The sequence below is a fragment of the Brevibacillus brevis genome, from assembly GCF_022026395.1.
Classification (GTDB): domain Bacteria; phylum Bacillota; class Bacilli; order Brevibacillales; family Brevibacillaceae; genus Brevibacillus.
Window position 1 is genome coordinate 5,571,641 of sequence record NZ_CP041767.1, and the last position, 14,173, is coordinate 5,585,813.

At 46.5% G+C, this 14,173-nt stretch carries 16 protein-coding genes and 1 riboswitch; all 16 genes read right to left on the reverse strand.

What is annotated here, in order from left to right; all coding sequences use genetic code 11:
* Positions 1–108 precede the first annotated feature (108 nt).
* The gene (locus FO446_RS26320; protein ID WP_173612186.1) at positions 109–933 is read right to left on the reverse strand and encodes a flagellin N-terminal helical domain-containing protein; all 825 of its coding nucleotides are present in this window, start codon (positions 931–933) and stop codon (positions 109–111) included.
* Between the two features lie 175 nt (positions 934–1,108).
* Complete coding sequence (gene csrA / locus FO446_RS26325) at positions 1,109–1,357, reverse strand: carbon storage regulator CsrA (protein ID WP_173612185.1); 249 nt, start codon at positions 1,355–1,357, stop codon at positions 1,109–1,111.
* Between the two features lie 11 nt (positions 1,358–1,368).
* On the reverse strand, positions 1,369–1,785 hold the full coding sequence (gene fliW / locus FO446_RS26330; protein WP_173612184.1) for a flagellar assembly protein FliW: 417 nt from the start codon (positions 1,783–1,785) through the stop codon (positions 1,369–1,371).
* Positions 1,786–1,798: 13 nt separating this feature from the next.
* The gene (locus FO446_RS26335) at positions 1,799–2,377 is read right to left on the reverse strand and encodes a DUF6470 family protein (RefSeq protein ID WP_173612183.1); all 579 of its coding nucleotides are present in this window, start codon (positions 2,375–2,377) and stop codon (positions 1,799–1,801) included.
* A 19-nt stretch (positions 2,378–2,396) separates the two neighbouring features.
* Positions 2,397–3,299: a flagellar hook-associated protein FlgL gene (gene flgL, locus FO446_RS26340; protein ID WP_221867378.1), complete on the reverse strand. Its 903-nt coding sequence runs from the start codon at positions 3,297–3,299 to the stop codon at positions 2,397–2,399.
* Positions 3,300–3,316: 17 nt separating this feature from the next.
* Positions 3,317–4,804 (reverse strand): flagellar hook-associated protein FlgK, encoded by a 1,488-nt coding sequence (gene flgK, locus FO446_RS26345; protein WP_173612181.1) that lies wholly within the window; start codon positions 4,802–4,804, stop codon positions 3,317–3,319.
* A 12-nt stretch (positions 4,805–4,816) separates the two neighbouring features.
* Entirely contained in the window at positions 4,817–5,308 is a 492-nt protein-coding gene (locus tag FO446_RS26350) for a flagellar protein FlgN (protein WP_142065939.1), read from the reverse strand.
* Between the two features lie 71 nt (positions 5,309–5,379).
* Positions 5,380–5,655, reverse strand: a complete 276-nt coding sequence (gene flgM / locus FO446_RS26355; protein ID WP_237899512.1) for a flagellar biosynthesis anti-sigma factor FlgM — start codon at positions 5,653–5,655, stop codon at positions 5,380–5,382.
* A 110-nt stretch (positions 5,656–5,765) separates the two neighbouring features.
* Complete coding sequence (locus FO446_RS26360) at positions 5,766–6,194, reverse strand: TIGR03826 family flagellar region protein (protein WP_221867377.1); 429 nt, start codon at positions 6,192–6,194, stop codon at positions 5,766–5,768.
* A gap of 87 nt (positions 6,195–6,281) precedes the next feature.
* Positions 6,282–7,061 (reverse strand): ComF family protein, encoded by a 780-nt coding sequence (locus FO446_RS26365; RefSeq protein ID WP_237899514.1) that lies wholly within the window; start codon positions 7,059–7,061, stop codon positions 6,282–6,284.
* Entirely contained in the window at positions 7,058–9,046 is a 1,989-nt protein-coding gene (locus FO446_RS26370; RefSeq protein WP_237899516.1) for an ATP-dependent helicase ComFA, read from the reverse strand. The genes FO446_RS26365 and FO446_RS26370 overlap by 4 nt, the downstream gene beginning before the upstream one ends.
* Before the next feature lie 147 nt (positions 9,047–9,193).
* The gene (locus tag FO446_RS26375; RefSeq protein WP_173612244.1) at positions 9,194–9,559 is read right to left on the reverse strand and encodes a glycosyltransferase family A protein; all 366 of its coding nucleotides are present in this window, start codon (positions 9,557–9,559) and stop codon (positions 9,194–9,196) included.
* 70 nt (positions 9,560–9,629) lie between these two features.
* Positions 9,630–10,337 (reverse strand): response regulator, encoded by a 708-nt coding sequence (locus FO446_RS26380; protein ID WP_015893575.1) that lies wholly within the window; start codon positions 10,335–10,337, stop codon positions 9,630–9,632.
* Between the two features lie 33 nt (positions 10,338–10,370).
* Positions 10,371–11,513 (reverse strand): sensor histidine kinase, encoded by a 1,143-nt coding sequence (locus tag FO446_RS26385; protein ID WP_047069765.1) that lies wholly within the window; start codon positions 11,511–11,513, stop codon positions 10,371–10,373.
* Positions 11,510–12,526: a polysaccharide deacetylase family protein gene (locus tag FO446_RS26390; RefSeq protein ID WP_173612176.1), complete on the reverse strand. Its 1,017-nt coding sequence runs from the start codon at positions 12,524–12,526 to the stop codon at positions 11,510–11,512. Before FO446_RS26390 ends, FO446_RS26385 begins: the two co-directional genes overlap by 4 nt.
* A gap of 151 nt (positions 12,527–12,677) precedes the next feature.
* On the reverse strand, positions 12,678–13,883 hold the full coding sequence (gene metK / locus FO446_RS26395; RefSeq protein WP_015893578.1) for a methionine adenosyltransferase: 1,206 nt from the start codon (positions 13,881–13,883) through the stop codon (positions 12,678–12,680).
* A gap of 133 nt (positions 13,884–14,016) precedes the next feature.
* A riboswitch (SAM riboswitch) is annotated at positions 14,017–14,118 on the reverse strand.
* Positions 14,119–14,173: the final 55 nt, after the last annotated feature.

Genomic DNA, 14,173 nt, shown 5'->3' on the forward strand with positions numbered 1-14,173 from the left:
CATTATGTATATCGGAAACTTTTAGACGTTCAATTATATGATAAAGATGGAAATAAAAAAAAGCACGACTTCTGTAAAGAAGTTCGTGCTTTTTTAATGGAGAAAAGATTAACGCAGCAATTGCAGAACACCTTGTGGCAATTGGTTTGCTTGTGCCAACATTGCTTGAGAAGCTTGAGTCAGAATGTTGTTCTTAGTGAACGCCATTTGCTCTTTCGCCATATCTACGTCACGAATACGAGATTCAGCAGCAGTCAGGTTCTCAGCAGTGATGTTCAGGTTGTTGATTGTGTTTTCCAGACGATTTTGGTTCGCACCCAGGTAAGAACGAGCTGCGGAAACTTGGTTGATCGCAGTATCGATGCTACCCAATACGCTCTTAGCGCCGCTTTGAGTACCGATTTTCCATTTTTTAACCATATCCTCAACGGATTTCAGGTCAAATTTGGAAGTAACAAGAGTCAAAGTTTGAGCTTTTTCTTGACCAATTTGCAAATCGATGTCTTTGCCACCGTTACCATCCAGCAAAGAGATGCTGTTGAACTTGGTGTTGGACATGATGTTTGTTACCTCTTTAGTCAACTCATCCAACTCTTCTTGCAGACGGGAGCGGTCAGTAGTATCTTGGTAAGTACCGTTCGCAGATTGAGTAGCGATTTCTTTAACGCGAACGAGCATGTTGTTAACTGTTTGCAATGCACCCTCAGCAACTTGGATCAGAGAGATACCATCTTGGGAGTTGCGGGAAGCTTGTTCCATACCACGAACTTGTGCGCGCATACGCTCGGAGATGGAGAGACCAGCAGCGTCGTCAGCAGCACGGTTGATGCGGTAGCCGGAAGACAGTTTCTCAACGTTTTTGGACAGGTTGCTGGAGTTTACACCCAGTTGACGATGAGTGTTTTGAGCAGACATATTGTGTTGGATAATCATGTAAAGTTCCTCCTTGAGTTGTCGACAGTCACGTCCCTGTGACTGTTGCAATATTTTGAGACGATTCACAATCGCGCGCTTGTGACTTTGTCTCTACACTATAGTTATCGGTTGGGAGCATTTGTGTGTTTAGTGTTTTTTCTACTTTTTTCTGCAAAAAAAGAAAAAAGATGATCTACTGACCATCTTTTTTCTCCTTGCTGGTTTCAAAAAGCTGTTTCACAGCAGCCCAATCACTCTGATTCTTCGTAGCAAGTCGATTCTCTTCCTGAATGGCTTCAAAAATCTCTTTTCTATGCACATCCAAATTACGCGGTGCTTCGATGCCAAGTTTGATCTGATCTCCATCAACGGAAATAATTTTAATTTCGATGGTGTCTCCAATCATGATCGATTCATTTTTCTTTCGAGAAAGGACGAGCATGCAAACACCACCTACTTTCTATTGACAGCTTGTTGCTCGAACAACGGCTGACGAATGGAGTATATATCTTCCTGTATAATGACCTGCCTTCCCATCCGATTCGACAGGTTGACAACAATTGGAGCCTTTAGGTTTACTGTTGCTTGATTGTTTCCGCGGATTGTAACGATAGAAAACACTCCGATTGGCGAGTCCTCTTCCACTCGTAATGCTTCTTTTGCTACATTGGATAATTCAAACTTGTAGTCTGGAAAAAAGGAAAAAGGATCAATGACCCAAAAACCAATATCCTTCTCTTCTGTCGATTGAATTAGAAAAAAGGGACTATCCTCTTCTTGCATCAACTGAAAAAACTGCAAATGAGAAAACCCTGGGATGCCATCCTCAAAAAAGAGCCTACCCAATTCAACCTGTTGACTTCCACTCATGTTTTCCCCTCGCTTACATCATTTGATCCAGTTGACTTCCTGCCACGCTAATCTTCAGGCTATTATATTGTATCATATAAGGCTCTACCTTACCCGGTGTATAGGAAAGTTCTGGAGGTCTTGATACAGGATCAATGCTCATGCCATTCCGCGTGACATGGATGGAGACCGGGTGTACCTGAAAATTAATATCTACACCTTCATCATTAGATGTTGACGATGGTCTGTATCCACCCTCTAAGACTTTTAAGCCTTTTTCTCTGCCAATTTCCGCGATTGCATTCTCTTTTGTATAAATTTTCATCATACGGTCGCCATCTTGACTTTTCTCAGCGATCGCTTGTAACCACTTTTCCCGCCCATAGGCTGCATTCTTGTCACTAAACTGCATCGAGGTCATGATGCCGATGTTTGCGCGTGCCTGACTAGAATCGATCTGTAGCTCGATCCTTCCTTGTTCAATATTAAGCTCTGCAGGCTTCTGACTAAGGTTCATTTCCGCTTGAGGCTGCTTGATTTCCTGTATCGGTTTTCGGATATTTAGACCAAGCTGCGCAAAAGTGCTTTCCATGCGTATCTGTGGAATCTGCATCACGCCATCCTCCTACTCTCTATCTCAAAAAGTCTAACAGAGTTGGTTGAATAATGCGGGCCCCAGAACCCAATGCAGCTGAATGTACACTTTCCTGCGTTTTTAGATTGGTCATAACTTCAGCCATATCAGCATCTTCATTCTTCGACATTAATCCCGTAATACTTACTTCTTGGGAATTGAGCCTCTCCGCAATTAAGTCCACACGATTCACACTGGCACCTAATGATGCTCGCTCGGCTAGGAGATTATCATACTGCTGATCTAATCCCCCAATAAATTGGGAAGCGGATCTTCCGTTATTCAGTTCAGTCATAATGTTATCCAGCAATTTAAACATATTATTTGCATTGTCTGGGAAATTAAAAATGTTTTGGGCATTGACATTCGATGTAACAAAGACATTTTGACTCACTTCTAAATTAATGGGAGAACTATTATTGCTTACAAAATCTCCTTTACCGCCGTTTGCATTTGAATCATAGGGAGGTTTATTTGTATCAGTTCCTGCAAAGATATACTTTCCATTTATTTGCTGGTTAGCAAGAGTTCCTAAATGGTTTTTCAGTTCCTGAACTTCAGATCCCATTGTTTTCAAGTCGTCAGGCGAAATGGCACCATCCCCAGAGTACACTAACAGCTCCTTGATACGCTTCATGACGCTGCCCACTTCATCCATGGTACTGTCTGTCATTTCCATCCAAGACTGTGCCTCACCCACATTTCGCTTATACTGGTCATTCTCCATCAACGAAGAGCGGTAAAACATTCCACGCGCTGCTATGACTGGATCATCAGAAGGTTTCTCAATTTTGCTTCCAGAAGACAATTGATCTTGCAAACTATCCATATTTCGCATCGATTTATGCAAATTCCGCAGCATATTACTATTCAGCATGTTCTGCGTCACACGTACTGCCATAATCTATTCCCTCCCAATTAGAGGCCCACTCGGCCCATACCGTTGATGACTTTGTCCAAAACTTCGTCCATACTTGTCATGACACGAGCAGAAGCACTGTATGCATGCTGGTATTTCACCATTTCTGCCATTTCGTCATCGATCGATACGCCAGATACTGATTGACGTTGGTTGTCAACAGTGCCCACGAGCATTTCAGCGTTTAATTGGTTACGCTCAGCTTCCTGGGCGTCAACTCCCAATTGGCTGATCGTGTACCGATAGTAATTATCCAGCGTAGAGCTTTCAGCCAAATCGTTAGGTCCAGTGCCGGCAGCCAGTACCTTGAACTTAATTGAAGCAATAGCCAGAGCGCTCTTGTTATTTCCTACAGGGGTGCCTCCTGCTTCTGCTTGTGCAGCCGCAATCGCATCCAAGCTCTTCATAATTTCCGGATTAATGACAATCCCAGATGCACTCGTTGGATAATTTTTGGTTGCTGGGTTAGCAGCCAGTGAATTCGCATCCACAAAGAACGGCAAATCCTGTACAGTCCCATTGTTAATATCACTCAAGCTTCGTCCTGCCCGATGCAGATCATTAATTTCTTTCGTCAGATTCACCGCCAAAACATCCAAGCGTTTCAGCATGCCCGGCACGATCTGATCACGAGATTGGAGGGTTCCTGCCATGTAGCCGGTTGTCGGCACAAACGCCGCTCCGCCCAGCGTCATGTCACTCATGCCCGTAGCTGGATTCTGTACAGTAGCTACCGGCTGCGATGTAATTCCAGTAACAAATTCCCGACCTTCAATGGTCACGTTAACCATACCCGCTGTTGATTGAGTCGCACGGACCTCCACCAGCTTGGAGAGCTTGTCCAAAAGCACGTCACGCTGGTCGTAGAGATCATTTGGCTGATAGCCGTGAGGTACAACGTTTGCAATCTGATTGTTCAGGTTTGCAATCTGTTGGCCCAAGGAGTTGATCTCCATTGATTTTACATTGACCACGTTATTGAGATCAGTTTGTACTTCCTTAATATGATTGGTCAGCGTATTAAATGTATCCGCTACTGCCTTGCTTCGTTCTCGAACAACTGCGCGAGCTGATGTATCAGTAGGGTCTTTGGCCAAGTCCTGCCATGCTTGCCACATTTGGTCCATAACCTTTTGCAAACCAGTGTCAGACGGCTCGTTCATGATGCCTTCCAATTTCTCCAACGTTTCCAAACGCCCATCCCAGTAACCTTGACGTTTGTACTCATTCCGATACTGAATATCCAGAAACTCTTCCCGCAGACGCTGGATACTAGTAGCTTGAACCCCAGTCCCGAGCAACCCTGGCTCGATACTCGCTTGCATCCCTACATAAGGCAAACCATTCGTAGCCTGCATATTCACGCGCTGGCGGCTGTAGCCTTCCGTATTCGCATTGGAGATATTGTGGCCCGTTGTATTTAGCGCGGACTGTTGAGCGAACAAGCCGCGTTTGCTGACTTCAATTCCATGAAAAGTTGAGCGCATTTCGACACCTCTTTACGCTTTTTTATTGAAAAATGTTCGATTAGCCTGACGGTACGTATCCGAGGTTGGCCTTCCGTAGATGTAGTCGTCCTCGGGTGTATCTGTGATCAGGTCGAGCGTCATGTTAACAAAAGAAAGGGATTGCTCCAGTAACTGCTGATTCAGGTCGTTAGCATCCCGCAGTTCAGTCACAATCCGGCTTAGCTCATTACGACAGGAAGTGAGTCGCATCTTCTCTTCCGCACTGGTCGTCAACTTGATCAATTCAGCCAGTGTGCCTTCTTGCAGCGCAAAGCCCTTCTGTGCTGTCAGTTCTTTTACGACTTGCTGGCGGGCTGCTTCAGCTTCTGTGACGCCCTTGATCAGTTTTTGCTCCTGGCGTGTAATGGCTATAAGTTCATCCACATTTCCTTTTACCAGCACTTCTTTCTTGTGCATGGCTAAGGTGTACAAGGCTTTGTGCAACTGGATCAAGTTGTCGAGCAGATCGTAGAGTCTGTTCATTCCTTGCTTCTCCTCATCTTCCATCGAAACTATTCAAAGAGGCTATTCAAAAAGCCCTCTTTTGATCTGTGTTACAGATTTTTCCAAAAGGACAGGAGCTTATCAGCGATCCGCTCACTTGAGACGTGATATTTTCCTTCCTCTACTTGCTTCTTCAACTGCTCCACTTTTTCCCGACGTTGCGGAGAGTTGACATCTTCTACTTGCTTTTGCATTTCCAGCGCTTCTGTGGAAATGTTTACTTCATCCTTGCCCATCGGGATTTTGCCGCTTTTGCCTACCTGATTGTTGCCTGTTTTGTTGTAAGCATTGATCATCCCGACACGGTTAGGTTCATTAATCCGCATCTGATTACCATCCTCTCATACCAACGGTCTTTTCATAGAAAAAACCGATGACACCTCTTAGTAGTATCATCGGCAATTTCATCATGTACGATTAGTTTTTTTGCACAAAACTATTCGTCACTATTCTGCTTTCTTCGATAAGCTGCATTAGCCAGTTCGGCGCGTTGGAATTCGTCCAAACGTTGCTCTACCTCGAGTTGTTGCGTAATTTCATGCTTCAAGCCTTTTAGACAAGATTCGCAAATATTACCTACTCGAATTAAAAAACCGCAGCGCTCACATGGATAACCAAGATTGGGATTTCCCGCAACCGAAATACGCCCTTCTTTAATAAACTTCGTGATTTGCCTCACGCTCACGCCGGTGGCTTCGCTCACTTGATGAATATTCGATCCGCGATTTTCACGCTTACGCAAATACTGGGCGCATGCCTCATATTCTTGTTCCACTTCTTTATAGCATTTGGGGCAAATGTCACGGACTGCTTGTACAAATACAGCATCACACCGCGAGCAGTTTGCCAACTTGCCCATAGACATATCGGACAACCCCTTTTCCGTTCAGAAAGTTCATACGGTTCCGCATCCGTTGTATGCATACATCATAGCTTAATTTTTCCAAACTGGCTATCGGTATATTGTCAAGGAGTACATCTCGCAGCTTGGCCTCAAATGTTCTCTGATTGTCCTCGCGCACGAACGCAACGTCGAACCAGTTGTATAAATATCGTCAAGGAGCAGGATTTTAGCAGCAGAGGGCATATCCTGACCATTCCACACAAAAGCTCCGTGCATGCTTTCGTGACGTGCAGCGCGCCCTTTTTGCTTACTCAGCTTTGGGGTGTCCCTCGCCCGGAGCAGCAACGGTTTTACAGGAATTTTGATTGCTGCTCCTAAATGACGAGCCAGCAAATCAACCTGATTAAAGCCGCGTTCCCGTAATCGCTGCGGATGCAGAGGAACCGTCGTGATACAGGTAAACCCCATAGACTTGTAATAACGCTGAACGGTAATGGCGAGAAGTGTACCGTAGTATGAAGCTAGCCGCTCATCACCGCGGTATTTAAACAATCCGAGCAAATCCCTCTCTCCCTTTTCGTAGCGAAGCAGGCTCCGATTTGCGACCAAACTCTGACCATCTTCTCCATGAACACAATCCCTGCACAACCCTTCGTGGCTGATATTATCCTGAAATTCCCTATCCCGCCCGCACCGCTGGCAAATATCATGCCCAATCAACGGCAAAGCATCAAGGCAAGCTCCACATAACATAATCCCTTTTAACATACGATAGGTGATCGGATAGCCCGCCTGGTCTGATAGCTGTCGCGCTTTTTCTCGAGCGACCGATTCCTTTAGGGATGCTACGATACGCCCACCACAACGAACACACATCCAACTGGTCATGAAAGGCCTCTTTGTTCCGCGAGCTTTTGAGCCAAGCAGTTCATCTGTGAAATCTGTCTGACAGCCCGCTTTGGAGAAGTAGAGCGTTCTGCTTGCAAAAATAGAACGCTACCCGACGTATCCTCAACGGATCGTCCTACTCGCCCTGCTATCTGAACCAATGACGCCTCGTCAAAAACGGGTGCCTCCGCACCTACCACTACAACGTCACTCTTCGGTATGGTCACACCCCGCTCCAGAATTGTCGTCGTCACCATGACGGTATACCGTTTTTCTCGAAATGCGAGTACCTTCTCCTCCCGCAAAGGGTCTGCCGCGTGGACTCCTGCCATCTCCCCTGCGTGAGCAGGAAGCCACTTTTGAAGGTATGATAGCATCCTGTCAATTTCATCAACTCGAGGGACAAAAACAAATACTTGCCGGTCTTCATTCAAGGAGTTGTTGACCGTGTCAATTAGCGGTGCCACTGCTCGATTCGTCTGAACGCGCTTATGTAAGCCTTGTACCGTGAGAATCTTGGGGACAGGAAGCGCAGCACCATGATAGCGTCCAGGCAACAGAACATGTGTATCAGAGAATAGCGGTATCGCGCCAGAGGAGCCTAGGCTTGAACGCCCTTTTCTAACGAGCCGCTTTTGCAAATATTCCGGAGGTGTCGCGCTTAAGTAAAGGAGCTTCCCATTCTTTTTCACTGCTCTGGATAGCGCGCGATACAAAATGGGATCATTATGATAAGGGAACGCGTCGGCTTCGTCGAGAACCACCAGCAAAAAACGTCGATGATAGCGCATGACCTGATGCGTGGTCGCAATCGTGATGTCACTTTTTTCCCACTTTTCCGCGCTCGAACCATGGACGGCAATCACTTTAGCCCCCGGAAAGACTCGCTTAATGCGCGGAGCCAGCTCCAACACGACGTCCTTTCGAGGTGTCGCAATCAGAACGCGACCGCCAGCAGCAAGTGCCTCCGTAATCGAAGGGAATAATAGCTCAGTTTTTCCTGATCCACAAACCGCCCAAATCAAATACTCAGACAGCCCTGGTCTCGGATTGGCTACAAAGCTACGCGCTCGGTCAGCTGCCCGCGATTGATCTGCCGAATACTGTCCCACCCACTCCAATCTCGCCACGTTTTGCAAGTGGTCTGCGCTACGGATTAGCGATGACCCTACATCCATTAAAAAATACGGCGCACAACACTTACTCCTGCCCATCCCTAAACAAGCTGTGCAATAAGCACAACCTTGCTCACACGTATGACAATAAGTAATCTCCACCTTCATTCCTGCACTTCCGCAGCGCTCACAGACCAACTCTAGCCGATTGCGCCACCATCCTCTTGTGACGGTAAAACGAATACCAGGTCGCCACTCTGCTTTGTTTGCAAGCACGAATGAATGCAAAGTGGCTGGTAAATCATGCACGTCCACCCCTCGCTTTTTCAGCAAGGACTCAACTTCATCCCATAGAAGCGCACGCCCATCCAAAATCTCGCTCAAAACAGCTTTTTGTAAATTCTCGTACGCGGAGCTCCTTTGTAGAAGTTCGCGACCACTCGAATAGCCCAACTGAGCACCCGGCAATTTCCCCGATTCTTTGTCACCTTGATACGAAACCTTCACACTCTCCTCAACCGACTCCCAAGAAAACCACCCATGCTCTCGGCGATCCTGTATGTTCACTGCTTCCCGCCCATATAAGCTGCTCGCTTCGCACACGCTACTTACTGCCAGCGCTCTCAACTCTTTTACATATCCATCAGTCAGTACCCGTCCTTTACCGACTTGATCCGTCAAATACCCGTTCACTTTTGCTCGCAAGGAAAAAGCAAGAGCAAGCGACGAGGTCTTCCCGATGACATGCAAAACACACCCTTCTCTCTCCTGCCAAAAAGACCGATCTACAGAAAAGCTTGGCGTAACATAAGTCTGCACCTGTGGTATGGATCCGTCGCAAGCTTTGATATACAGCAAATACTCACGCATACGCTCACTCCTCGCCTTCTTGCTCTTAGTGTGCAAAAAGACAGACTGGTCCAGCAAATAAATTTCAGAGCCAAAATCAGGTCGTAAAAAATAAAAAAGCCGCCGATCTATTGTCGACAGCTCATAATATTTACGCTCAGCAAACTTTTATGCTCCCTCTTTATTCTCCCGCAGATCAATGACAATGGTTCCAGCCGCTATCTCTTCCTGTACGTCTCCTAAACAATAGCCGTACGGATAACGATTCAAGACGGCTGTCATCCGTTTCGTATCATCGTCAGATCCATCATCTATCAAGGTAATTCGGATCGGTCTGCCACTCCAATACGAGCGAAACAGCAGACTCCTCACTACACGTTCCAGCACCTGTTCCGAATTGCGCACCAGCAACCGATAATGCTCATGCGGGAGCTCGCTCACGCTATCTGTCCGATTGGTCCAGCGCTCTGCGATCATTACCAGCAAAGAGGAGCAGCCAAATGCTGCCAAAAGCCATACAATCAGCTCTTCCATCACGGTCATACCTCCTCCTATACCAAGGTATGCCGCACGGCTTGAACAGCGTGCAAATAGGAAGCGCTTCCTACAATTTCACCCAGCCGTTTTTAATGGAGATGACAACCGCTTGTGTCCGGTCTTGAACATTAAGCTTTTGCAGAATGCTGCTGACGTGATTTTTAACTGTCTTTTCACTAATAAACAGGAATTCCCCAATGGCACGATTACTTTTCCCTTCAGCCATCAGCTGCAATACTTCCCGCTCGCGACGGGTAAGCGACTCGATCACTTTTGGATCGATAGCTTGTGACTCATCTACGGAGAAGCTACGCTCGGCGGTCCCTTCCTGCTCGCTCAGACGACGGAATTCTTCAATCAGCTTGCCCGTCACCTTCGGATGTATGTAAGCACCACCACTCGCCACTACACGCACAGCGTCAACGAGGTCTGACGTTCCCATTTCCTTCAGCAGGTAGCCAGACGCTCCAGCGCGAAGTGTACGATACACATAACCCTCATCATCATGAATCGAGAGCATAATCACACGAGTAGAAGGGCTAACAGAAATCACATTTTCTGCAGCAGAAACGCCATTTATGTTCGGCATGTTAATATCCATCAACAAGACATCCGGCTTGTGCTCTTCCGCCAATACTGTGGCTTCTCCTCCGTCCGCACCTTCCCCGACGACCTTGAAATCTTCTTCCATTTCCAATATTCGCTTTACGCCTTCGCGAAATAATTGATGGTCATCCACAATTACGATGCGGAGTTCTTGCTGTCTCTTATCCATGGTTCATCCCCCAGTACTTATTTACGTATCACGTCACAATTTTATCGGTATTTGGAATATAACCTTGGTTCCCTCTCCCGGAGCAGATTGCAGCTCGACACTGCCCTCTAAGAGCTGTACACGCTCACGCATTCCCAAGAGTCCAAAAGAGTTGCCATTCGCCATGCGTTTTTCCAGATCGAATCCTACCCCATCGTCTTTTACGACAAGGCTTAACGAATCTTGTACAAATTCCAGCTTCACTTGTACGGTCGTAGCGCCTGCGTGCTTCTCCACATTGTTCAGGCATTCCTGAACCAAACGGAAGATCGCAGCCTTTACCGAACTGCGCAAAGGAGGCTCCACACCAAATACTACCAGATCGATGGAAGACTGAATACGCTCTTCGCACGTTTGAATATATTTTTGCAAGGTAGGTACTAGCCCTAAGTCATCTAATGCCATTGGCCGCAAATCAAAAATAATACGTCGAACATCTGCCAAGCTCAAGCGTACCATTTCTTTCAGCTCGTGAAGTTCCATTTGCGCTTCCAAAATGCGCTCGTTTTTCAACATGCGCTCTACAATTTCCGAACGCAACACGACATTCGCCATCGATTGAGCTGGACCGTCGTGAATCTCGCGCGCGACACGCTTGCGCTCTTCTTCTTGAGCCTGGATGACCTTTAGGCCCATCAACTGATGCTGCTTAGCCGATTCCAGCGCCTCACCTATCTTGCTTAAGTCACCCGTCAAGTAACCAAGCACGACGCCCATTTGAGAAACCAGCTTTTCCGCACGGACGATGGTTTCTTCCAAGGTACGCAGCTGACGCTCCAAATCATTTCTTCTGCGCTTCAAATTGTTTTCCCGCTCGCGGTAAATGGACAGTTCTACCTGAATACGGCTCGCCTCTTCATATGCAACCCGGATATCCTCCTCCGTGTACATATGAAAATTACGACTGACCAGCACGAGCTTGTTGCGCGATTTGCGATACGCCAGTTCAAGCGCATCGACTTTTTGAATTACTTTGGAAATCTCTTGTCGAAGTTCATGTAAATCAAACTTCAATGAGTTGCCATGCTGTCTGGCGTTTTCAGCTATATCAAATATTTGGGTTTTACTCGTTTCTACGGTTTCAATCGTTCGCTTGATCACCCCGTCCAGCACGCTGATGTCTATCGCTTTGTTCATGATTGCTCTCCTTCAAACTCTTTTTTAGCCTTCGTGAACAACTGTTGGAGGTGCTCTTCTTCTACATCTCGCAGTCCCATGTCATTACGCGGAATGGCAAACGGATCTGTTCCCTGTTTAACGAATCCACGATTGGATGTAAATACATAGCGATAGCCAGCTTGACGAGCTGTCTCCAGTACGATTGGACTTGTGAAGCCAAACGGCAAGGAGATAACTTCGATCTCTTGCTTCATCCATTCGCTTAAACTGACGCGAGATATACTAAAATCCACATAGAGGCGGTCTCTGTACTCTTTCTCGTCCTCTAAACGATGCAAGTCCTTCAGATAGACCGGAGCTGTTTCTGGGCCAAGATCGCCCCACTCATTTCGTTCTTCCTCTTCATGCAGACTGTACGTATGGGACCCGATCGTAACCAGTCCCGAATGAATCATTTCGTTAACTTGTTGACGCGTAAGTGGTGGCGTCATATTCTCCCGTTTTCGGTCAGCTACATCTCTTAAGCGCCCCGCAATCGCGAAGTTCACTGAAGGGTAGCCGTATGTACGTAAGATCGGAAATGCTTCTTTGTAGTAACTCTCATACCCATCGTCAAACGTAATCAAAACAGCATTCTCAGTCGGTAAGGTACCCGTCTCCATAAATCGCAGGAACTCCTCCAACGAAATCGGATTCAGGTCGTTATCATGCAAAAATTTCATGTGTCGGGCAAATTGATCAGGAGCTATGACATACCGCTGATTCGATTGATCCGTGACATGATGGTACGTCAAAACCACAACCTGATTGTTATACCACTTTTTCGTTTGAACCGCTGCTTCTTCAATTGGTGTGACGTTTGGCTCAGCATTTTTTGTCTCACTTATGCTTATAGACGTATCCACTTGGGGAAAAGGTTGCACTTCTTGTTTATTCTTTTTTTCCAGAAAAGATTCGCCTAACAACCCAATAGCCACTGCAAAAAACAAAAAAGTAAGAAACACGATCAGGAAGAGCCTTCTGTTCGGCAAAAAAACCCCTCCTCTACTTCCTCACTAGGAGATTCGACACAGTCCTACAAATTCCTGTGCAACAATTGACCCAATAATTGGATGACTTTGCACCTAACATGAAAAAGAGCCCAGTAGCAATACCAGGCTCTTTTTATGTCATTCAGCAATATTACAGTTGAGCAGCCTCTTGCTTCAGAACTTCTGCTTTGTCTGTTTGCTCCCAAGGAACATTCAGGTCATTGCGTCCGAAGTGGCCATATGCAGCTGTTTGTTTGTAGATAGGACGACGCAGGTCGAGTTGCTTGATGATACCAGCAGGACGCAGGTCGAAGTGTTTGCGAACCAATTTCACCAGAGCTTCTTCGGAAATAGTACCTGTACCGAAAGTATCTACTGCGATGGAAACTGGCTGTGCTACACCAATTGCGTAAGCAACTTGTACTTCGCATTTGTCTGCGAGGCCAGCAGCCACAATGTTTTTCGCTACATAACGAGCTGCGTAAGCACCGGAACGGTCAACTTTTGTTGGATCTTTACCGGAGAACGCACCGCCGCCATGACGAGCATAACCGCCGTAAGTATCTACGATGATTTTGCGGCCAGTCAAGCCAGCATCCCCTTGTGGTCCGCCAATTACGAAACGGCCAGTTGGGTTGATGAAGTATTTGGTTTCAGCGTCCAACAGTTCAGCTGGAACAACTGGTTTGATTACGTGTTCAACCAGATCTTGCTTGATTTGCTCCAGAGTTGTTTCAGGAGCATGTTGGGTAGAGATAACGATTGTATCGATGCGAACTGGTTTGTCGCCATCGTACTCAACGGTTACTTGTGTTTTTCCGTCAGGACGGAGGTAAGCAAGTGTTCCGTTTTTACGCACTTCAGTCAGACGACGAGCCAATTGGTGGGACATGCTGATAGGAAGTGGCATCAGCTCAGGTGTTTCATTGCAAGCAAAACCAAACATCAAACCTTGGTCACCAGCACCAATAGCTTCGATCTCAGCGTCAGTCATTTTGCCTTCGCGCGCTTCTAATGCTTGGTCTACACCAAGTGCAATGTCAGCAGACTGCTCGCCAATTGCGGTAATAACACCGCAAGTGTCAGCGTCAAAACCAAATTTCGCACGGTCATAACCGATTTCACGAATGGTTTCACGAACGAGCTTTTGGATATCCACATAAGTGTTTGTAGTGATTTCACCTGCTACGAGAACCAAACCAGTAGTTACGGAAGTTTCGCAAGCTACGCGAGCGTTAGGATCTTTGGACAGGATCGCATCCAAGATGGAGTCGGAAATTTGGTCACAAATTTTATCCGGATGTCCTTCAGTTACAGATTCGGATGTAAACAGACGACGACCTTTTTGCAAAGCCATGAGAAAATACCTCCTTTGACCTCATACAAATAGTGTGGTAGCCGAGTCAGGATTTTATCTACGTAAACGCAAATAAAAAACCTTTTCCATTTTTTAGGAGGAAAAGGTTTGAGCGTTTTTTGCTTCCTTCATCCTCTTATCGGCCAGAACAGATGTCCGTTCTGCTGGTTAGCACCGCTCTAGATCGGTTGCCGGGCTTCATAGGGCCAGTCCCTCCGCCTGCTCTGGATAAGAGTATCCATTACGGATAATAGAATAATTGTTTTTTTCAGAGATGTCAATAGGAAAAA

Bases quoted from the DNA above. Each gene is read 5' to 3' on its own strand.
- FO446_RS26320 (WP_173612186.1), bottom strand. From the start codon at position 933: ATGATTATCCAACACAATATGTCTGCTCAAAACACTCATCGTCAACTG.
- csrA (WP_173612185.1), bottom strand. From the start codon at position 1,357: ATGCTCGTCCTTTCTCGAAAGAAAAATGAATCGATCATGATTGGAGAC.
- fliW (WP_173612184.1), bottom strand. From the start codon at position 1,785: ATGAGTGGAAGTCAACAGGTTGAATTGGGTAGGCTCTTTTTTGAGGAT.
- FO446_RS26335 (WP_173612183.1), bottom strand. From the start codon at position 2,377: ATGCAGATTCCACAGATACGCATGGAAAGCACTTTTGCGCAGCTTGGT.
- flgL (WP_221867378.1), bottom strand. From the start codon at position 3,299: ATGGCAGTACGTGTGACGCAGAACATGCTGAATAGTAATATGCTGCGG.
- flgK (WP_173612181.1), bottom strand. From the start codon at position 4,804: ATGCGCTCAACTTTTCATGGAATTGAAGTCAGCAAACGCGGCTTGTTC.
- FO446_RS26350 (WP_142065939.1), bottom strand. From the start codon at position 5,308: ATGAACAGACTCTACGATCTGCTCGACAACTTGATCCAGTTGCACAAA.
- flgM (WP_237899512.1), bottom strand. From the start codon at position 5,655: ATGCGGATTAATGAACCTAACCGTGTCGGGATGATCAATGCTTACAAC.
- FO446_RS26360 (WP_221867377.1), bottom strand. From the start codon at position 6,194: ATGTCTATGGGCAAGTTGGCAAACTGCTCGCGGTGTGATGCTGTATTT.
- FO446_RS26365 (WP_237899514.1), bottom strand. From the start codon at position 7,061: ATGACCAGTTGGATGTGTGTTCGTTGTGGTGGGCGTATCGTAGCATCC.
- FO446_RS26370 (WP_237899516.1), bottom strand. From the start codon at position 9,046: ATGCGTGAGTATTTGCTGTATATCAAAGCTTGCGACGGATCCATACCA.
- FO446_RS26375 (WP_173612244.1), bottom strand. From the start codon at position 9,559: ATGGAAGAGCTGATTGTATGGCTTTTGGCAGCATTTGGCTGCTCCTCT.
- FO446_RS26380 (WP_015893575.1), bottom strand. From the start codon at position 10,337: ATGGATAAGAGACAGCAAGAACTCCGCATCGTAATTGTGGATGACCAT.
- FO446_RS26385 (WP_047069765.1), bottom strand. From the start codon at position 11,513: ATGAACAAAGCGATAGACATCAGCGTGCTGGACGGGGTGATCAAGCGA.
- metK (WP_015893578.1), bottom strand. From the start codon at position 13,883: ATGGCTTTGCAAAAAGGTCGTCGTCTGTTTACATCCGAATCTGTAACT.